Annotated in this window: 20 protein-coding genes, 1 tRNA gene and 1 pseudogene; 17 read left to right on the top strand and 5 right to left on the bottom strand. The window is 71.0% G+C overall.

Annotated features, from left to right (window positions below; translation table 11 throughout):
* Positions 1–279: 279 nt before the first annotated feature.
* The 8 genes from chpG (at position 280) to GWK25_RS35105 (ending at position 5,490) form a co-directional block, all read left to right on the top strand.
* Positions 280–519 (top strand): chaplin ChpG, encoded by a 240-nt coding sequence (gene chpG / locus GWK25_RS35140; protein WP_045557607.1) that lies wholly within the window; start codon positions 280–282, stop codon positions 517–519.
* A 190-nt stretch (positions 520–709) separates the two neighbouring features.
* On the top strand, positions 710–1,519 hold the full coding sequence (locus tag GWK25_RS35135; RefSeq protein WP_215455543.1) for a hypothetical protein: 810 nt from the start codon (positions 710–712) through the stop codon (positions 1,517–1,519).
* A 143-nt stretch (positions 1,520–1,662) separates the two neighbouring features.
* Positions 1,663–1,953 (top strand): hypothetical protein, encoded by a 291-nt coding sequence (locus tag GWK25_RS35130; RefSeq protein WP_215455542.1) that lies wholly within the window; start codon positions 1,663–1,665, stop codon positions 1,951–1,953.
* Between the two features lie 224 nt (positions 1,954–2,177).
* The gene (locus tag GWK25_RS35125) at positions 2,178–2,675 is read left to right on the top strand and encodes a DUF5949 family protein (RefSeq protein WP_215455541.1); all 498 of its coding nucleotides are present in this window, start codon (positions 2,178–2,180) and stop codon (positions 2,673–2,675) included.
* An 89-nt stretch (positions 2,676–2,764) separates the two neighbouring features.
* Positions 2,765–3,358, top strand: a complete 594-nt coding sequence (locus tag GWK25_RS35120) for a vitamin K epoxide reductase family protein (protein ID WP_308404391.1) — start codon at positions 2,765–2,767, stop codon at positions 3,356–3,358.
* A 214-nt stretch (positions 3,359–3,572) separates the two neighbouring features.
* Positions 3,573–4,079 (top strand): hypothetical protein, encoded by a 507-nt coding sequence (locus GWK25_RS35115; protein ID WP_215455539.1) that lies wholly within the window; start codon positions 3,573–3,575, stop codon positions 4,077–4,079.
* A gap of 108 nt (positions 4,080–4,187) precedes the next feature.
* Entirely contained in the window at positions 4,188–4,640 is a 453-nt protein-coding gene (locus tag GWK25_RS35110) for a tyrosinase family oxidase copper chaperone (RefSeq protein WP_308404390.1), read from the top strand.
* Positions 4,624–5,490 (top strand): tyrosinase family protein, encoded by an 867-nt coding sequence (locus GWK25_RS35105; RefSeq protein WP_215455538.1) that lies wholly within the window; start codon positions 4,624–4,626, stop codon positions 5,488–5,490. The genes GWK25_RS35110 and GWK25_RS35105 overlap by 17 nt, the downstream gene beginning before the upstream one ends.
* A gap of 161 nt (positions 5,491–5,651) precedes the next feature.
* Here the strand turns inward: GWK25_RS35105 and GWK25_RS35100 are convergent, their stop codons facing one another.
* Entirely contained in the window at positions 5,652–5,948 is a 297-nt protein-coding gene (locus GWK25_RS35100) for a chaplin (RefSeq protein WP_215455537.1), read from the bottom strand.
* 320 nt (positions 5,949–6,268) lie between these two features.
* Between GWK25_RS35100 and GWK25_RS35095 the strand changes: the two are divergent.
* Positions 6,269–6,571: pseudogene (locus GWK25_RS35095) on the top strand (DUF2087 domain-containing protein); the annotation flags it as partial.
* 38 nt (positions 6,572–6,609) lie between these two features.
* On the opposite strand, the gene GWK25_RS35090 reads toward GWK25_RS35095, so the two are convergent.
* From GWK25_RS35090 to GWK25_RS35080, 3 genes are all read right to left on the bottom strand, one after another.
* Positions 6,610–6,840, bottom strand: a complete 231-nt coding sequence (locus tag GWK25_RS35090; protein ID WP_215455536.1) for a hypothetical protein — start codon at positions 6,838–6,840, stop codon at positions 6,610–6,612.
* A 7-nt stretch (positions 6,841–6,847) separates the two neighbouring features.
* A complete protein-coding gene (locus GWK25_RS35085; RefSeq protein WP_215455535.1) occupies positions 6,848–7,312 on the bottom strand; it encodes a hypothetical protein in 465 nt (154 codons plus the stop codon).
* Positions 7,313–7,558: 246 nt separating this feature from the next.
* Positions 7,559–7,631 (bottom strand) — tRNA-Arg (locus GWK25_RS35080).
* Positions 7,632–7,902: 271 nt separating this feature from the next.
* Here GWK25_RS35080 and GWK25_RS35075 point away from each other — a divergent pair.
* The 7 genes from GWK25_RS35075 to GWK25_RS35045 all read left to right on the top strand — a co-directional run bounded on the left by GWK25_RS35075 (position 7,903) and on the right by GWK25_RS35045 (position 17,362).
* Complete coding sequence (locus GWK25_RS35075; protein WP_215455534.1) at positions 7,903–9,585, top strand: dynamin family protein; 1,683 nt, start codon at positions 7,903–7,905, stop codon at positions 9,583–9,585.
* Between the two features lie 221 nt (positions 9,586–9,806).
* The gene (locus tag GWK25_RS35070) at positions 9,807–11,915 is read left to right on the top strand and encodes a GTPase (protein ID WP_251830526.1); all 2,109 of its coding nucleotides are present in this window, start codon (positions 9,807–9,809) and stop codon (positions 11,913–11,915) included.
* Between the two features lie 211 nt (positions 11,916–12,126).
* Positions 12,127–12,606, top strand: a complete 480-nt coding sequence (locus GWK25_RS35065) for a single-stranded DNA-binding protein (protein WP_215455532.1) — start codon at positions 12,127–12,129, stop codon at positions 12,604–12,606.
* A 290-nt stretch (positions 12,607–12,896) separates the two neighbouring features.
* Complete coding sequence (locus tag GWK25_RS35060) at positions 12,897–14,330, top strand: TQXA domain-containing protein (RefSeq protein WP_308404389.1); 1,434 nt, start codon at positions 12,897–12,899, stop codon at positions 14,328–14,330.
* A gap of 261 nt (positions 14,331–14,591) precedes the next feature.
* Entirely contained in the window at positions 14,592–16,256 is a 1,665-nt protein-coding gene (gene ettA, locus GWK25_RS35055; protein WP_215455530.1) for an energy-dependent translational throttle protein EttA, read from the top strand.
* Between the two features lie 6 nt (positions 16,257–16,262).
* A complete protein-coding gene (locus GWK25_RS35050; protein WP_215455529.1) occupies positions 16,263–16,673 on the top strand; it encodes a thioesterase family protein in 411 nt (136 codons plus the stop codon).
* A complete protein-coding gene (locus GWK25_RS35045; protein ID WP_215455528.1) occupies positions 16,670–17,362 on the top strand; it encodes a hypothetical protein in 693 nt (230 codons plus the stop codon). The genes GWK25_RS35050 and GWK25_RS35045 overlap by 4 nt, the downstream gene beginning before the upstream one ends.
* Positions 17,363–17,367: 5 nt before the next feature.
* Here the strand turns inward: GWK25_RS35045 and GWK25_RS35040 are convergent, their stop codons facing one another.
* Positions 17,368–17,781, bottom strand: coding sequence for a globin (locus tag GWK25_RS35040; protein ID WP_184893993.1), 414 nt, complete (start codon positions 17,779–17,781; stop codon positions 17,368–17,370).
* Positions 17,782–17,905: 124 nt separating this feature from the next.
* Here GWK25_RS35040 and GWK25_RS35035 point away from each other — a divergent pair, with 124 nt between their 5' ends.
* A complete protein-coding gene (locus GWK25_RS35035) occupies positions 17,906–18,886 on the top strand; it encodes a methyltransferase domain-containing protein (RefSeq protein ID WP_215455527.1) in 981 nt (326 codons plus the stop codon).
* The last annotated feature ends 68 nt before the right edge of the window (positions 18,887–18,954 follow it).

Genomic DNA, 18,954 nt, shown 5'->3' with positions numbered 1-18,954 from the left:
GAGCTCGTTCGGGTGCTTGTCGGGGTAATTCCGCAGACCGTCTACGTGTCGAATATCTGCGGATCTGATAAAGGCAGCGGCGGGCTGGGGAGGTGCGCAACTCTAGCCCGCCCCGCCCAGGTATTCGCGGAACATGCCAACTGTGTCGGAATGGTGAAGCAGGCGATTTGGGAGATCACCCCTTTGGAGGCACAACCCCCGGCCCGTGCCGCGCGTTGACTCCAGCGCCGGGCATCCCCGCCCGAGTGTTTTTGCATCAACTCCAAGGAGCACCTCTCCATGTCGCGTATCGCGAAGGGCCTGGCCCTGACCTCCGTTGCTGCCGCGGCCGTGGCGGGCACCGCCGGCGTCGCCACCGCCGACAGCGAGGCGAAGGGCTTCGCCGCCCACTCCCCGGGCGTGCTGTCGGGCAACGTCGTTCAGGTTCCGGTTCACGTGCCGGTCAACGTGTGCGGTAACACCGTCAACATCATCGGTCTGCTGAACCCGGCGTTCGGCAACAAGTGCTTCAACGACTGACGTTCGAAAACTGACGTCCTCGGACTGACGTTCGCACGTTCACACACGAACCGGCCGTCCTCCCCGCAGGGAGGGCGGCCGGTTCGTGTTGCCCCGAATGGGGTCCCTCGGTTGCAGACGGAGGACACCGATTTCACGGTGAAAAGACAAGGTGAAAAGCCAATCCGTCGCACCGGTGAAAGGAACATCCATGCGTGCTCTGCCCGCACGGCGTCTCGCGGTCCCCGCCCTCTGCGCCACGCTCCTGCTCGGCGTCACCGCCCCCGCCGCCCTGGCGGCCGACGCCGAGACGACGCGTGACCGCGCCCGGTCGGCGGCCGCCCCCGTCCCCGGCGCGGACGCGCTCCTCACCCAGCTCAAGGGCCTGGGCGACCTCGGTGGCGTACTGAAGCCGGTGACCGATCTGCTCGACGCCGTACTCAAGGCGGACAACGGTCAGCTCTCCGCCGAACAGGCGGCCTCGCTGGGCAAGGCCGTGCAGGAGGCCATCGACAAGGCCAAGGCGGCGGCACCGGCGACCCCGCCGGCCGCCCTGCCGGTCGACCCGGCGGCACCCGCCGTCCCCGTGACTCCGCCCGCGCCCGCCGTGCCCGCGGCGCCCGTCACGCCGCCCGCGCCCGCCGTGCCCCCGGCGCCGCCCGCCGTGAACGCGCCCGTCGTCCCCGCGGCGCCGTCGGTGCCGCCCGCGCCGCAGCAGGCCGTCACGCTGCCGGCGTTCGACCGAGGCCTCGCGCTGCCGGTCGGCAGAACCGCGGCGGACCCGGTGACCGACGCGCTCACCGCCCTCCAGGCCGCCGTCGACGCCCTGCTCAAGGCGGTCACCTCCGGCGAACTGGCCCAGGTGGTGCCCGCCGTCACCGGTGTGGTGACCAGCCTGGTCAAGCTCATCGCGGCCATCCTGGTCGGCAGCGGACTGCCTGTCCCCGCCGACCTGCCACCGGTCCAGCCGCCGGCGGAACTGCCCGCGACGCCGCCCACGGGCACGCTGCCCGTGCGCTAGACCTGCTGGACCTGCTGGACCGGCTGGTTCGTATGACCTGTCGTTCGGCGTCAGATATGACCTGTCCGGTACGGGGTTTCCGCCGACGCGAGGGCTCGTTGGACACGGCGCAGTGCTTCCAGTATTCCGAGGAGAGGAACACGATGAAGTCCCTGAAGGCCGCCGCTGTCGTTGCCGGGACCATGGCCATCGCTGGCGCCGCCGCGCCGGCCTCCGCCTACGACGCCACGGACGTCACGCCCACCAGCCTCAACGGCGCGGTGAACACCCTCTTCAAGGAGCCCATCTCACCCGCACCCCTGCAGCAGCAGTCGAACGCGCTCGACACCGAGAACAAGGACTCCGTGCTCCACACGGTGAACGGCGCGACCAAGACCCTCAACTCCTCCGGAGGCCCCGGCCAGCTCCTCGGTGGTCTGCCCCTCCAGCGCTGACCGTTCCCCTCGCGGCCCCACGGGGCCGGTTCCGCGCAGCCGCGGGACCGGCCCCGCTCGTTCGCCCGCCCCGGAGAGGGACGTCCGCCATGACGGACGTCCGCCATGACGGACGTCCGCGATGTTCGAGGCGTGTCCCTCGTTCGTGTGGTCGGTCGTCGGCTGTCGCCCGGTCGGGTGAAAAGGCGGCAGGGTCGTTTGGCGGGCGTGGATAGGGTTCCGCGGTGACTTCAACTTCCGCTGAAACCCGCCCTTTCCGCCCCGCAGACCTCGGCACGCTCGTCGTCATGGCATGGAGCGGTGAAGCCCCCGACGGGGACATGCCCTACCTGCTCGCCTACACCCTGGGCGACGGGCAGAGCGGTCCGGAGGGCTCCACGGCCGCCGTCGCGGATCTGCTGACGAGCCTCGGCCTGTCCATCGGCGAGAAGGTCGTCGACGGCGCCGCCCACCCCAGCCTGCCGGTCACCCTGCTCGTCGAGGCGGGTCAGGCCGTCGTCACGATGCCGCAGCTCAACGCCCAGTGCCCCGCGCCGCCGGAGTGGCTCGCCGCCGTCGACCGGCGGGGCTTCGCCTACCTGCTCTTCGCGACCCGCCCCTGGCCCGAGGCCCGGCCCGGCACGCCCGTCGAGCCCGAGGCCCTCGCCGCCTTCGCCGGTGACACCGAGACGCTGACCAGCGCGGCCCACGTCCTCCTGCCGGCCCGCAGCCTGCGCGACTGATGGCCGCCCCGGCAGGGTGGTCGGAGAGCCGGGCCGGTACGGCGGGTGCCGAGGGTTCCTCTGGTTCCGCTGGTGCGGCGGGCGCGGGTGTGAGGGGCACGCACCGTGCGGCCGGCGGCAGTCGTGCCTTCGCGATCCTGCTGCTGATCACCGGAGCGGCCGGACTGCTCGCCTCCTGGGTCATCACGCTCGACAAGTTCAAGCTGCTGGAGGACCCGAACTTCACCCCCGGGTGCAGCCTCAACCCGGTCGTCTCCTGCGGCAACATCATGAAGAGCGACCAGGCTTCCGCTTTCGGGTTTCCCAATCCGATGATCGGCCTGGTGGCCTACGGCATCGTCATCTGCGTCGGCATGAGCCTGCTGGCCGGGGCGGCCTTCCCGCGCTGGTACTGGCTGACCTTCGAGGCGGGCGCGCTGTTCGGGGTCGGCTTCGTGACCTGGCTCCAGTTCGAGTCGCTGTACCGGATCAACTCGCTCTGTCTGTGGTGCTGCCTGGCCTGGATCGCCACGGTCGTCCTCTTCTGGTACCTGACCTCGTTCGTCGTCCGCGAGGGTCTCCTGCCCGCGCCCGCCGGGCTGCGGAGCTTCCTGGGCGAGTTCACCTGGGTGTTCCCGGTGGTGCACCTCGGAGTGATCGGGATGCTCGTCCTGACCCGCTGGTGGGATTTCTGGACCAGCTGACCACCGGACCGTCCGACCGGCCGACCAAACGACCAGGCGACTAAACGACCTGACGACCAGGCGACGAAACGAGCAGACGACCAGTGGGCCGATAGGCCTCTCGGACTATTGCGGCAGTCGGGCGAATCTTCCGCTGAGGGAGATCTCCGGATCGTTCACCAGATACGGACGCCGAGCCCCGGATCCGCCCATTCCTGAAAGGGACCGTACCGAGATGAAGCCGACCACACGAGGAACCCTTGCCGCCGTCGTCACCGGTGTGGCGGCCGCGGTGGGCGCCTCCGCAGCCCCCGCCGTCGCGGCCGAGACGGTGCCCGTCCCCGTACCGCTCGAAGGGGTGGAGCACTCCCTGAACGTGAAGATGCCCAGGCTGGGCGGGGAACTGCCGCTGCTGTCGCCGGGCGCTCCCGAGGGACCGAAGTATGTCGAGGGCCGACTGCTGCCCGCCAGTGCCCTTCCGCAGGTGCCGCTCGGCGCCGCGCTGCCGGGGCTGCAGGCCGAGACGCCGCTGCCCCGGATCGTCGGGGAGGGCTTCGAGCGTGTGGGCGTCGACGCCCCCGCCGCCGACCTGCGGACCCTCACCCCCGGGCTGAACGTGGACACCCCGCTGACCGCGCCCAACCCCGACGCGCTGGGCCTGCCCAGCCTCAAGGACCCCCAGGCGGCCGTCCTCACCCCGGTGCTGCGGACGGCGCCGACCGCGAACCTCGGGCTCGTCTGAGCCCGCGGCGACACGGAGGACGAGGCCCGGGCCGCACGCGCCCGGGCCGGCCGCCCGGGGGTCACCGCTACCGAACACGACGAGGAGAGAGTGTTGTTCGTCGGCAGAGTGACGAGCAGAGTGACGGCGGACCCCGACGCCGGCCGGAGCAGAACGCGCCGCAACGCGCTGCGCGCGCTGGGCGTCTCCGCCCTCGCCCTGGCCGTGGCCCCCGTCGTCGCCGCCGCGTGGCCACGCCCGTCGGCGCGCCCCGAGGAGGCCGACTTCGACGAGATCTATCGGGGCCACCGCATCCGCGGCGCCAGGGCCGACACGGGCCAGGCCGCCTATCTGGCCGCCCGGACACCCGGCCGCGACACCTGGGACATCACCGTCGACGGACGTCCGCTCCACCTGATGCGGCGCGCCGACGGCACGTACCTGAGCATGATCGACCACTACCGCTCGTACCCGACGGCCCTGGACGCGACCCGCGCGGCGGTCGACGAGCTGGGCACGGCCCAGCGCCTGCGCGTGTCGGCGACCATGGAGGGAGCGGTCGGCCATGGCCTACACGCGTAAGGACGTCAGCACCCTCACCCGCAGCGAGCGGCGGCGGTTCGTCGGAGCGCTGCTGCAGCTCAAACAGCGCGGTGAGTACGACGAGTTCGTGCGCATGCACATCGACCACTACGTCTCCGACGGCGACGGCGGTCTGCGGACGGCCCACATGGCGCCCTCCTTCCTCCCGTGGCACCGCCGGTTCGTGCTGGAGCTGGAGAAGGCGCTGCGCCGGATCGACGACTCGGTGACGGTGCCCTACTGGGACTGGACCCGGGACCGTACGACGACCTCGGTGCCCTGGACGGCGGATCTGCTCGGCGGCAACGGCCGACGCTCCGACAAGCGGGTGATGACCGGCCCCTTCGCGTACGGCACGGGCAGGTGGACCATCACGGAGGGGCTCACGGACGTCGAGTACCTCACCCGGGACTTCGGTTACCCCCGCAACCCCGTCGGTCTTCCCACGGCCCGTGACCTGGACGCGGCCCTCGCCGAGCCGGTCTACGACAAGGCCCCCTGGAACTCGGTCACCCGCGGGGGGTTCCGCAACCGGCTCGAAGGGTGGGGGCAGGGGACCGGCAACGGCTCGTGGCTCAACCACAACCGGGTGCACCGGTGGGTCGGCGGGCACATGGTCGGCGGCGCCTCCGTCAACGACCCCGTCTTCTGGCTGCATCACGCCTTCATCGACCTGCAGTGGACGCGCTGGCAGCGCCGGCACAAGGGCGCGCGCTACCTCCCGGCCAAGCCGCCGGCCCGGGGCGACGCCCAGCGCGGCCGGATCCTCGCCCGCGACGAGCGGATGCCGCCGTGGAACGTGACGCCGGGGCAGATGGAGGAGATCGGGAGCGTGTACCGGTACGCGTGACCGGTGGGGCCGCGTGACCGGGCGGCGTGAATGGGCTCCGGGAACGGGCTCCTGGAGTGGCGAGAAGCCCCCGACGGTCGGACACCGTCGGGGGCTTCCTGGTACTGCCGTGCAGTTCCTGGCCTGCCGGAACAGCCGTGCCGCTCGGGGCGTCGGCCCCGTCAGTGGCCGTAGCCGGACGGGCCGGGGCTGCCGGGGTTGCCCTTGTGGTTGTCGTCGCTCTTGTTGACGCAGACGTTGCCGAAGGCCGGGTTCAGCAGGCCGATGACGTCGATCGTGTTCCCGCACAGGTTGATCGGCACGTTGACGGGGACCTGGACGACGTTGCCCGACAGGACACCCGGGGAGCCGACGGCCTTGGCCTCGGCGCCCGCGTCCGCCGAGGCCAGGCCGGCGCCGCTGAGCACGACGGCGGACGTGCCGAGCGTGACGACGGCTGCCTTCGCGATGCGAGACATCACGTTCTCCTTCTTGATCGGTGAGCGCGACCGCTTCTTCGTGGCCGCACGCCCCTTCAACGCGCCCGCGCACCGGTGGTCACGGCGTTCATCGGGGGATCACCCGTTCCGAACGCGAGTGTGGGAGCGGCACCTTCGGACGCCCCGCGCCGACTGGAATTCCGGTGCGGCTCCGGGAGCCGCGCGGCTAACCTCCGGGCGACGGGACGACAGCCGGACAGAGGGGCGGAAGAGTGAACGGCGCGGAGGAGCAGACGGCGACACCGAACTTGGGCGCCAGGTGGGCGGAGGGGGCCGAGGCGACTGGACGGATGCCCGCGGCCGGGCGAGCCGGAGAGCCGGAACGGACCGATCCGGTGCTGCGGACCTTCGTGCGCGACGGGCGCCTCGTGCGGCTCCCGGCCCGGTGGCAGCGGAAGCTGGTCGTGCTGCGGTACGTGGCGGAACGCACCTTCGAGCCGGGCATCGAGTACCCCGAGCGCACCGTCAACGAGAAGCTGCGCCCCTGGTGCGAGGACGCCCCGGTGGACCATGTGACCCTCCGCCGCTACCTGGTCGACCTGGGCCACCTCCACCGCCACCACGGCTCCTACTGGGTCCCCGACGCCACGTCCGTGGCCTGACACCACCTCCCTACCGAGTCCCCCGCGACGGCAGGTGCCTACTCCTTGGCTCCCCTGGCCATCCAGGCCCGACACCCCCACCGGGCGAGCCCGCCCCCGGCCAGGGACACGAGGATCGCTCCCCAGTCGATGACATGCGGCAGCCCGGGAAAAAACGCGAAGAAGGCGAGTACGAGGCCCATCCCTGAGAGGAACGCGACGATCTCGACTCGCCGACGCCGCGCTTCGTGCACACGCGGTGCGCTCTGCCCGCCTTGCTGGTCGACCATGAACGACTCACTTCGTGATGTGGTGGCATTGGCTCACACGCCGCACACCGTTGACATGAAGGTGGGCGCACGCCTTCCCATAACGAGGCAGCGTCTGGGGAGAGTTGTTCCTCATCGGGTCGGTCTTGCATTCGCTGTGCGTTTTGCCCCGCGAGGTGCGATAGACGCGGTTGTTCACGTCCGCGTAGGTGAAGTCGATGCGCCAGTTGCAGAACCCACTGCTCATCGCCCCCACGAAGGCGCAGTCCACACCCGCGTTCTGATAGGTGACCTTCTTCCCGCTTCCGCGGATGATGTGGGTGAACATGCACCCCGTTGGCACCTTCACGGTCACGCCGCCCAAGGTGTACTCGAAGGTGCGCACGGGAGTTGATCCGACCGCGGTGGCCTGCGCTCCGGACGGCGTCGTGAGAACGAGTGCTCCGGCGGCTACCAGTGACGCGAGAAGGCGTGCGATGTGCGGCGTGGTCAAGATTTCCCCTTGTGGTGATCTTCAGATGAGCACCTGGGACAACCGTCCTTCACCGCTGCCAGTTGCGTGATCTTGGTAGGTTCACCATCAAGTGTGATCAAGGCTTGAATGTGTAGTACATCTCGTCGGGCCCCGACTCCGCGTCGCGTTGCGTCACAGCTTGATCGCTTGGCGTGATTCCGTCGGCGGGGTGCGGTGGCCCTCGAACAGCAAAAATGCCCTCCCGGAGGGAGGGCGGGGTGTGGGCGCCCCCGGCAGGACTCGAACCTGCGGCCAAGCGCTTAGAAGGCGCCTGCTCTATCCACTGAGCTACGGGGGCCGGGTGTGGTGGCCTCTGTCTTGGTGCCCGGGTGTGGGCTGATCCGTGACGTCGCCGGGGACAAGGATAGGGCTCCCGAGTCCTTGTCCCTGTTGCTTCGCCTCCGTGGCTCAATGTGGAGGTTCGGTGAAGCGGTCCTGATAATCGCAGGCAGGTACGAATCGTGCACCTCTTTTGCCGCCTCGGACCCCGGGTGTTGTGCACTCGTTATGCCTGTGCCCCTCTCGTCCCCTCCGTCCCGTGTGTCCTGTCGGCGCGCAGACGTACTTATATGCTTCAGAAAGTCCACAAAATTGGGCATTCTTCGCATGTGGTGACCTTGGACGTACGGCCTCAGCTGCTCGACGCGCTCTCCGCCCTGCGCGACCGTGTCGCCGCCGCGCGCTTCCCGCTGCCCCTGGCAGGGGCCCCGCGCGCGCGTGCCAACCGCGACGAACTGCTCGCGCAACTCGACGACTACTTGGTGCCCCGGTTGCGACAACCCGAGGCACCGTTGCTGGCGGTGGTCGGCGGGTCCACCGGCGCCGGCAAGTCCACGCTGGTGAACTCCCTCGTGGGACGGAAGGTCAGCGAGGCCGGCGTGCTGCGGCCGACGACCCGCACGCCCGTCCTGATCTGCCACCCCGAGGACCATCACTGGTTCAGCGGCATGCGGGTCCTGCCCAACCTCACGCGCGCCTGGGCGCCGCCGCGGGACCCCGGTCAGGATCCGGACGACGACGCGTTCCCGCCGGACGGCGAAGGCGACGGTGGCGGCGGCAGGAGAGGCGAGCGCTTCCTGCGCATCGAGACAGCCGACAGCCTGCCGCCCGGCCTAGCCCTCCTCGACGCCCCCGACATCGACTCCCTGGACGCCGACAACCGGGTCCTCGCCGCCGAACTCATCTGCGCCGCCGACATCTGGGTGATGGTCACCACGGCTTCCCGCTACGCCGACGCCGTGCCGTGGCATCTGCTGCGGTCCGCGAAGGAACACCGGGCGACCCTGGTCACCGTGCTCGACCGGGTGCCCCACCAGGTCGTCTCCGAGGTCTCCCGGCAGTACGGGGCGCTGCTGACCAAGGCCGGACTCGGCGACGTACCCCGCTTCACCGTCCCCGAACTCCCCGAGTCCGCCTGGGGCGGCGGGCTGCTGCCGGGCACCGCCGTCGCGCCGCTGCGGACCTGGCTCATCCAGCAGGCGACCGATCCGGAGGCCCGTCACCAGGCCATGGCCCGCACCGCGCACGGGGTCCTCGACTCGCTGCGGTCCCGGATGCCCGAGCTGGCGAGTGCGGCGGCCCAGCAGTACTCCACCGCACTCCGGCTCACCGCCGCCGTCGACTCCGCGTACGACAGCGAGCACGCGCGCGTGAAGGGCCGGCTGCAGGCGGGGGCCGTGCTCGCGGGTGACGCCCTCAAGCGGTGGCGCAGCTACCCCCTCGACTGCACCGCCGGCGAACTGCTCGACGCCCTCGTCGAGAGCCTCGGCACCCTGTTGCTGTGCGCGGTCACCGCCGCCGACGAGCGCATCGGCGAGGCCTGGAGCCGGGAACCGGCCGCCGTGGCGGCGGGGCTGACGGAGCGTGACACGACGGGGGAGAGCGTCGAACACCGCATCGGGATGACCGTGCGGCGTTGGCGGCGCGTCCTGGAGGAGTACGCCGAGGAAGAGGTGCGCGACCTCGACCGGAGCGTCGCTCCGGACACGGAGGTGGTGGCCGCACTGGGTGCCACGGCCCTGCTGGGCGGCCGACGGGCCCGGTCCGCCGGGGAGGGGCTCGCACAACGGATCGGGGCGCACGGCGCGCTGCGGCTGCGCGACCGCGGTGGACGGCTGCTCACCGACTACCTCGAACGGGCGCTCGACGCCGAGCGCGACCGCCGGCTCGCCCCGCTCGACGCCCTCGAGGTGCACCCCGACCCGCAGGCCGAACTCATCGCCGCCCTGTCCGTACTGCAGAAGGAGAGGTGACCGTCGTGACCGCCGTCACTGATCACACGGATCAGACCGGGGACGACCTCCCTGAGAAGGGCGAGGCCAGGCCCAGGCCGGCCCGTCAGGAGCCCGGCAGGGACTTCGGCCAGGAATTCGGCAGAGAGTTTGGCAGGGCGTTCGGCAAGGAGTCCGACGGGAAGTTCGGCAAGGACTTCGGCTACGACGTCGGCGCGGAGTTCGGCGAGAAGGTCGGCAAGATGGTCGATGAGAAGGGCGAGGGCCGGACCAACGGCCTTGCCGCCGGGGCCGAGCGTTCGGAGGGGACCGGGGGTCGGGGCGCGATCGGCGGCCGGGACAGGACCGTCGCCGGTCCGTCGGCGCGCCCGCGCCGTGAGCCGCGTACGGAGGGCGGCGAGAACGACCTCTTCGCGCGCGTGGACGACCGTTCCGGTGGAGGCGTGTCCCGCCACGAACTCGCCGGAACCCCCGGTGAGGGGTTCCGGGGCGCCTCGGCACGTACGGAATCGGGTCCCGCGCGTACGGAATCGGGTCCCGCGCGTACGGGGTCGGGTCCCGCGCGTACGGAGTCGAGTCCCGCGCGTACGGATCCGGGAGCTGCGCGTACGGAATCGGGCGCCGTGGCCGCGGAGGCCGGCGCGGAGGCCGGTGACCCCTGGGACGACGGGCTCATCGCCCGGCGTGCCACCGAGGCGGGTCCCGCCGAGCGGGTGCCGGCCGTGGAGACCAGGGCCCCGGTCGCGCAGTCGGTCGTCCCGCTCGCCTACGACGGGCAACTGCGCTCGCGGCTCGACGCGCTGCGCGAGCTGGTGGGACAGTCCCGCACCCGGCTGGACAGCGCGACCCTCGCGGAGGCGGGGCGGGTGCTGGACGAGGCGGCGGCGCGGCGCAGGCTCTCCGGGCAGCACACGGTCGTCGCCATCGCGGGTGCCACCGGCAGCGGCAAGTCGACGCTGTTCAACGCGCTCGCGGGGGTGGCGATCTCGGAGACGGGTGTCCGTCGGCCCACCACGGCCGCACCCATCGCGTGCAGTTGGAGCGACGGAGCGGCGAGCCTCATCGACCGGCTGGGGATTCCGGGACGGCTGCGGCGGCGGCCGTTGCAGAGCGCTGAGGCGGAGGCCCAGTTGCGCGGTCTCGTCCTCGTGGATCTGCCCGACCACGACTCGGCGGCCGTGCAGCACCGTGAGCAGGTCGACCGAATCCTGGCGTTGGTGGACGCGGTCATCTGGGTCGTCGACCCGGAGAAGTACGCCGACGCCGTCCTCCACGAGCGCTATCTGCGGCCCCTGGCCGGGCACGCGGAGGTCATGTTCGTCGTCCTCAACCAGGTGGACCGGCTTCCCGGGGAGGCCTCCCACCAGGTGCTCGACGATCTGCGCCGCCTGCTCGACGAGGACGGCGTCGCGCTGGGGGAACACGGCGAACCCGGGGCCACCGTGCTCGCGCTGTCCGCGCTCACCGGGGACGGCGTGGGCGAACTGCGGGAAGCGCTGGAGCAGTTCGTGGCCGAGCGGGGTGCCCCCGCCCGCCGGGTCCGCGCCGATCTGGACGCGGCGGCCGCGCGGCTGTGGCCGGTGTACGCCAATCAGCGGCGCGCGGGGCTCAGCGAGAGGGCGCGCGACGAGTTCGCTGCGCGCCTCGCGGACGCCGTCGGCGCCACCGCCGCGGGCGAGGCCGCCGAGCGTGCCTGGCTGCGCAACGCCAACCGCGCGTGCGGGACGCCGTGGCTGCGGCTGTGGCGCTGGTACCAGGACCGGAGCGAACCCCCGACCGGGCGGCTCGCCCTGAAGACGCCTGTGGACGAGGAGGCCACCGCCCGGCAGCGCGTCGAACAGGCCGTACGTACGTTGTCGGAGCGCGCGGCGAGGGGGTTGCCCCAGCCCTGGGCCCAGGCGGTGCGTGAGGCGGCCGTACGAGGCGCGCAGGGGCTGCCCGAGGCGCTGGACGAGCTGGCGGTGCGGGCCGGGGCTCCGACGGGGCGGCCGCCGCGGCCGAGCTGGTGGCCGGCGGCGGTGCTCGCACAGGCCTCCATGACGTTGGTCCAAGTCGTCGGAGGGCTGTGGTTGTTGGGGCAGATCATCGGGTTCATGGCACCGAATCTCGGGGTGCCGGTGCTGCTGATGGTGATCGGCATCGTCGGCGGTCCGGCCGTCGAGTGGGGATGCCGGCTGGCGGCACGCGGTCCGGCAAGGCGTTACGGCCATGAGGCGGAACGGCGGCTGCGGGAGGCCGCCGCCGGGTGCGGCCGGGCCCGGGTGCTGGATCCGGTGGCCGCCGAACTGCTGCGGTACCGGGAGGTGCGGGAGCAGTACGGGCGGGTGTTGGGGGCGGCACCGGTGAGGTGAGGTCGGCCTTTCACCCCCTCGGGTGACGGAGTTGTCCACAACCGGCGGGTAGTACACAGGGCTCAGCGGGCTCGGCCCGGCGGCGGCAGTCTGGATTCGCGGCGATCGCAGGGACCGCCGCCCGAAGGACGCAGCAGTCGTACGGGACGGGCCCGTACGCGTGTCCGATGCCGACGGCGTCCGACGCCGGTGTGAAGGAGGGGTTCGCGAGATGAACGAGACGATGGTGTGTGTGGTGGGGAATGTGGCGACCCAGCCGGTCTGCAAGGAGCTGGCGACGGGTTCGTCGGCCCGCTTCCGACTCGCGGTGACCTCGCGCTACTGGGACCGGGAGAAGAACGAGTGGACCGACGGGCACACCAACTTCTTCACGGTGTGGGCCCGGCGCGCGCTCGCCGCGAACGTGGCGTCGTCCGTCGCGCTGGGTGATCCGGTCGTGGTGCACGGGCGGTTGAAGGTGCGCACCGAACAGCGCGACGGGCAGAGTCGGGTCTCGGCGGATGTCGACGCGGTCGCCGTCGGCCACGATCTGTCGCGGGGGACGTCCGCGTTCCGGCGGACGGCCAGGGGTGAGGCGGCGATCGCGGCCCAGTCTGCCTCCCGGCCGGAGCCGGCCTGGGAGGCCCCGCCGCCCGGCAGCCTGCTCGACGCGTCCACCGAACTGCGCCCGGAACCCGCGGGGGTGACGTGACGTCGGATCGTGCTCCGCGGAACGGGCGTGGCGTTTCGGCTCATCGGTCCGTGGTCCATCGACGGACACACCGTGAAGAGCCTGTGTACACATCTCATCGACTTGTCGATAAGTGCTGTTCGCGAGCTGTGCGACCGATAACGATTCCGATTCGGATCGGTTGTCCGACGATACGACTGGGAAGAGTGGTGCACCGCATCCCTAGGATGCCGGGCATAGCTCACGGGGCTTCTGATTCTGCTGGTGGGACCACCCCCCACGTCAACGGGTCCTGCTCGAAGGGAATTTCTGTGGTTTCTTGGTTCTCGGCGTCGATCTCCGGTGGGTTCGGGCGGGCCGCACGCAGGCGCAAGGCCGGCCGGCTCGCCGCCGTGTCGCTCGTGTCCGGCCTCGTCGTCGCGGGCGGAATCGCCACCGCGAGCCCGTCCGTCGCCGACGAGACTCCGCAGAGTTCCGGCGGGGCGACCGCGACCATAGGCGGCCTGAAGACGTACGGGACGGCTGTGCTCCGTACCGACGAAGGCCAGGAACAGCAGCTCCCCGCAGGGCTGTTCGAGATGTTCGTCGACGGCGGCGGCACCCTGCAGACCTATTGCGTCGACGTCCAGAACCCGACACAGAAGGACGCCGAGTACCAGGAGACCCCCTGGAGCGGCACCTCGCTCGGGGCCAACAAGGACGCGGGCAGAATCCGCTGGATTCTGCAGAACTCCTACCCGCAGGTGAACGACCTCGCGGCACTCGCCGACAAGGCGGGGGCCAAGGGCCTCACGGAACAGGACGCCGCGACCGGTACCCAGGTGGCGATCTGGCGGTACTCCGACGGAGCCGATGTGACGGCCCTGGACCCGGAGGCGGAGAAGCTCGCGGACTATCTGCAGAAGAACGCGCGGAACCTGGCGGAGCCGAGCGCCTCCCTCACCCTCGACCCGTCGGCGGTCTCCGGTCGGGCCGGCGAGCGGCTCGGCCCGGTCACGGTGCACACCAACGCCGACGGCGTGACCGTGACCCCGCCCTCGGACGCGACGGCGGACGGCGTGAAGGTCGTCGACGCCGAGGGTGAGGCCGTGACCTCGGCCGGGGACGGCAGCGAGCTGTACTTCGAGGTGCCCGAGGACACCGCGGACGGCACGGCGGAGCTGACCGTGGAGGCTTCGACGACCGTCCCGGTCGGCCGTGCGTTCGCCTCCGAGACCCGCAGCCAGACCCAGATCCTCGCGGGCTCCAGCGAGTCCACGGTCTCCGCGACGGCGACCGCGCACTGGGCCGAGAAGGGCGCGATACCCGCACTGTCCGCCGAGAAGAACTGCGCCGAGGGCGGCCTGGACATCACGGCCGCCAACGAGGGTGACAAGCCTTTCGCCTTCGACCTGATGGGAATCACGTACACCATCGAGGCGGGCGGCACCCGGACGGTGACGATCCCGCTGCAGGAGGACCAGGCGTACGACTTCACGATCAAGGGCCCCAACGGCTACGCGAAGCAGTTCCGGGGCGTGCTCGACTGCCGCACCGAGACCGAGGCCGGGGCGGGCGGCGACTCGGTCCGGACGCTGAGCGAACCGAGCCCGGCGACGGTCGGGGGAGGCACGGTGACCGACGCCGGTAACGATCTCGCCGAGACCGGCAGCTCCGGCGCGACGCCGGTGATCGGCGGCATCGCGATCGGGCTGGTCGTGATCGGCGGCGCGGTGATGATCCTCATCCGCAAGCGGAACCCCTGAGGCATCGCCGGACGCGCAACGGCGGCGGGACCGCCGAGGAACGGCCGCCGGATCGTCGGAAAGTGAGCTTCCTTGGCAACTCAACAGTGAGTGACCGCGCGGTGACACGTGCGTTCTACGCGGCCCCGGTACGCCTCCCAGGCGCCGGGGCCGCGTCGTTCGTGAGGGGGGCTCACCATCCGGTTTCCGTCGAGGGCTGGCAGTGCGGCAAGATGGGTGGTACTGCCCACTGCCAGATCTCAAGTTGCCGGACGGTTTCTCTTGGCTGAGTACATCTACACGATGCGCAAGACACGCAAGGCGCACGGCGACAAGGTCATCCTTGACGACGTCACGCTGAGCTTCCTGCCCGGCGCGAAGATCGGTGTGGTCGGCCCGAACGGTGCCGGTAAGTCCACCGTCCTCAAGATCATGGCGGGCCTGGAGCAGCCGTCCAACGGTGACGCGTTCCTGTCGCCCGGCTACACCGTCGGCATGCTCCTCCAGGAGCCCCCGCTGGACGAGTCCAAGACGGTCCTGCAGAACGTGCAGGACGGCGCCGCCGAGATCATGGGCAAGCTCAAGCGCTTCAACGAGGTCGCGGAGCTCATGGCGACCGACTACTCGGACGCGCTCCTCGACGAGATGGGCAAGCTCCAGGAGGACCTGGACCACGCGAACGCCTGGGACCTGGACACCCAGCTGGAGCAGGCCATGGACGCCCTGGGCTGCCCGCCCGGCGACTGGCCCGTCACCAACCTGTCCGGTGGTGAGCGCCGCCGCGTCGCCCTGTGCAAGCTTCTGCTGGAGGCCCCCGACCTGCTGCTGCTCGACGAGCCCACCAACCACCTGGACGCCGAGTCCGTGCAGTGGCTCGAGCAGCACCTCGCGAAGTACCCCGGCACCGTCGTCGCCGTCACCCACGACCGGTACTTCCTCGACAACGTCGCGGGCTGGATCCTGGAGCTCGACCGCGGCCGCGCGATCGGCTACGAGGGCAACTACTCCACGTACCTGGAGACCAAGCAGACCCGTCTCAAGGTCGAGGGCCAGAAGGACGCCAAGCGCGCCAAGCGGCTCAAGGAAGAGCTGGAGTGGGTCCGCTCCAACGCCAAGGGCCGCCAGGCCAAGTCCAAGGCGCGTCTGGCCCGCTACGAGGAGATGGCGGCCGAGGCCGACAAGATGCGGAAGCTGGACTTCGAGGAGATCCAGATCCCGCCGGGCCCCCGTCTGGGCAACGTGGTCGTCGAGGTCAACAACCTCAGCAAGGCCTTCGGCGAGAAGGTCCTCATCGACGACCTCTCCTTCACGCTGCCGCGCAACGGCATCGTGGGCATCATCGGCCCGAACGGCGCCGGCAAGACGACCCTCTTCAAGATGATCCAGGGGCTGGAGCAGCCCGACTCCGGTTCGATCAAGGTCGGCGACACCGTCAAGATCTCCTACGTCGACCAGAGCCGCGAGAACATCGACCCCAAGAAGACGCTGTGGGCCGTCGTCTCCGACGAGCTGGACTACATCAACGTCGGCCAGGTCGAGATGCCCTCCCGCGCCTATGTCTCCGCGTTCGGCTTCAAGGGCCCGGACCAGCAGAAGCCGGCCGGGGTGCTCTCCGGCGGTGAGCGCAACCGCCTCAACCTGGCGCTCACCCTCAAGCTGGGCGGCAACCTGCTGCTCCTCGACGAGCCGACCAACGACCTCGACGTCGAGACCCTGTCGTCGCTGGAGAACGCGCTCCTGGAGTTCCCGGGCTGCGCCGTGGTCGTCTCCCACGACCGCTGGTTCCTGGACCGGGTGGCCACGCACATCCTCGCCTACGAGGGCGAGTCCAAGTGGTTCTGGTTCGAGGGCAACTTCGAGTCGTACGAGAAGAACAAGATCGAGCGGCTCGGAGCCGACGCCGCGCGTCCGCACCGCGCCACCTACAAGAAGCTGACCCGGGGCTGATCGATCTTGCGGCACATCTACCGCTGCCCACTGCGCTGGGCGGACATGGACGCGTACGGCCACGTCAACAACGTGGTCTTCCTCCGCTACCTGGAGGAAGCCCGTATCGACTTCCTGTTCCGCCCGGAGAAGGACTTCAAGCAGGGGTCCGTGGTGGCACGCCATGAGATCGACTACAAGCGGCAGTTGGTCCACCGGCACCAGCCCGTGGACGTCGAGCTGTGGGTCACGGAGATAAGAGCGGCGTCGTTCACGATCACCTACGAGGTCAAGGACCCGGACCAGGTCTACGTCCGGGCCTCCACGGTGATCGTGCCGTTCGACTTCGCGACGCAACGGCCCCGCCGGATCACCTCCGAGGAACGCGAGTTCCTGGAGGGGTACAGGGACGACGAGGAGGAGGCCGTCGCCGCATGACGGTGCTCCACCTCGCCGACGAGGGGGAGGCGGCGGATCTCGCGGCCTTCCTCTCCCGGCTGCTCCACTACGACCGTGGAGCCGCGGTGCGCCTCCAGGCGGCCGGCACCGCCCTGGCCGTCTTCGGCCGGCCACCGTCCTTCGAGGTCCTGGCGATCCGGGCCGTGCGCCTCGCCAAGCCCTACGAGAGCGGACTCGACGTCACTCTCGACGTGACCGTGTCGGCCGGTGAACTCCTGGAGTCCATCGACGAGCCGGGCGCCACGGCGGTCGTCCCGGCAGCGGTGACCGGACCGCCGTGGGCCGGGGTGCTGCCCCCGCGCGGCGGCTGGCGGCCGGAGGCGGGCCTGCCCGCACCGGACGCGCTGGCGGCGATGGTCTCCGCGGCGGTACGTGAATTCCGCTCCCGCACCGAGGAGTTGCCGCCCGAGCGCCGTACACGGGCCGAGCTGGACGCCATCGGGCGGGAGATCTGGTCCCGGACGGTCGGGGACACGCCGCTGCCGGTGCGGGCCGTGCACGCGGCACAGTCACTCGGCTTCCTCCGCCCCCCGCGCGCGGGGGGCACGTCCGGGACGGCGACACCGGGACTGTTCTCGTCGGGCGCGTGGCTCCGCCTGCGCACACCGTACGGGTCGATCGCCGTACGCAGGGCGGGACTGGGAACCCTGGGCGTCAGCGTCCGCTGAACCGCTCAGCCCGGGGCGTTCACCATCGAGGCGGCCGCGTAGGTGAGGTAGTTCCACAGGGTGCGCTCGTGTTCCTCGGAGAGGTCGAGGTCGTCGACGGCGTCGCGCATGTGCTTCAGCCAGGCGTCGTGGGCGGCGCGGTCGACGGTGAAGGGGGCGTGACGCATGCGGAGCCGGGGGTGGCCCCGGTTCTCGCTGTAGGTGGTGGGACCGCCCCAGTACTGGATCAGGAACAGGGTGAGGCGGTCCTCGGCGGGGCCAAGGTCCTCCTCGGGGTACATGGGCCGCAGGATCGGGTCCTCGGCGACACCCTCGTAGAAACGGCGCACGAGGCGCCGGAAGGTCTCCTCGCCACCGACCTGCTCGTAAAAGGTCTGCTCCTGAAGCGTGCCGCGCCGAATCTCATTCACGCTCCCCATGGTCTCAGACGCGGCGACGGAGGTCTTGAGGCTTAGGACTCTTCCGAAAGGCGCGGACCGGCTGATTCCGGACCGAAGCGCCGGGGTGCTCGCCTCCGGGGGCGTCCGGCCGCACAGTGGAGGTATGGGCACGCACACTGTGGACCACGACGTGGAACGCCTCGCCGCCGAGGCCCGGTCGGCGCTGGTGCGGGAGATCGAGGCGAGCGGGGCGTGGGACGCCGACCCCCAGTGGCGGAAGGCGTTCGAGAGCGTCCCCAGGCATCTCTTCGTCCCGTACTACTACGTGGGCGTCCTGGGCGGCTTCGAGCGGCTGTGGGGCGAGGAACGCGACCCCAGGCGGCGGGAGCGCTGGGTGCGGGGCGCGTACGCGGACACGCCGCTCGCCACGCGCGTGCGGGACGGGGAGCTGATCTCCTCCAGCAGTCAGCCCTCGCTGATGGCGAAGATGCTGGCCGAGCTGGAGGTGGAGGACGGCGACCGGGTGCTGGAGATCGGCGCCGGCACCGGTTACAACGCCGCCCTGCTCGCGCACCGGCTCGGGGACGACCGGGTGACCACCGTCGATCTGGACGCCGACATCACCGAGGCGGCGCGCAGGCACCTGGACGCCGCCGGGTACCACCCGACCGTCGTCACCGGGGACGGGGCGCGCGGGGTGCCCGAGCGGGCGCCGTACGACCGGATCATCGCGACCTGCACGCTGCACTCGATCCCGCGCGCCTGGCTCGCCCAGTGCACCCCCGGCGCACGCATCCTGACGCCGCTGGCCACGGGGCTGGTGCGGCTTCGGGTCGAGGACGCCGAGACCGCGGAGGGGCGTTTCCTGCACACCTCCGCGTACTTCGTGCCCCTGCGCGGAAGCAATGGGCCGGAAGCGGCCCATCCGCATCTGGGCGGCCTGCCGCACCGGGCCAGGGATCACGAACTTTTCCGGTTCCTGCTGGCCCTCACGGCGGCCAGTCTCGACCCGCACGAGGCACTCGCCCTGTGGCAGCGCGAGGGGATGCCGTCCCGCGAGCGGTACGGCATCACGGTGCGCGGCGACCGTGCCTGGGCCTGGCTGGACGACCCGGAGGGCCCGTACGCCTGGCCACTGCCCTGACCGGGGCCCCGGGGTGGCGGCGACGGCCGGTGCCCGTTGCCGTGCCGCGCAACGGCCTCAGGGCCGAC

The sequence above is a fragment of the Streptomyces sp. ATCC 21386 genome (assembly GCF_018728545.1).
In the GTDB taxonomy this organism is placed as follows: Bacteria; Actinomycetota; Actinomycetes; order Streptomycetales; family Streptomycetaceae; genus Streptomyces.
This window is presented reverse-complemented; position numbering and strand designations above follow the sequence as displayed.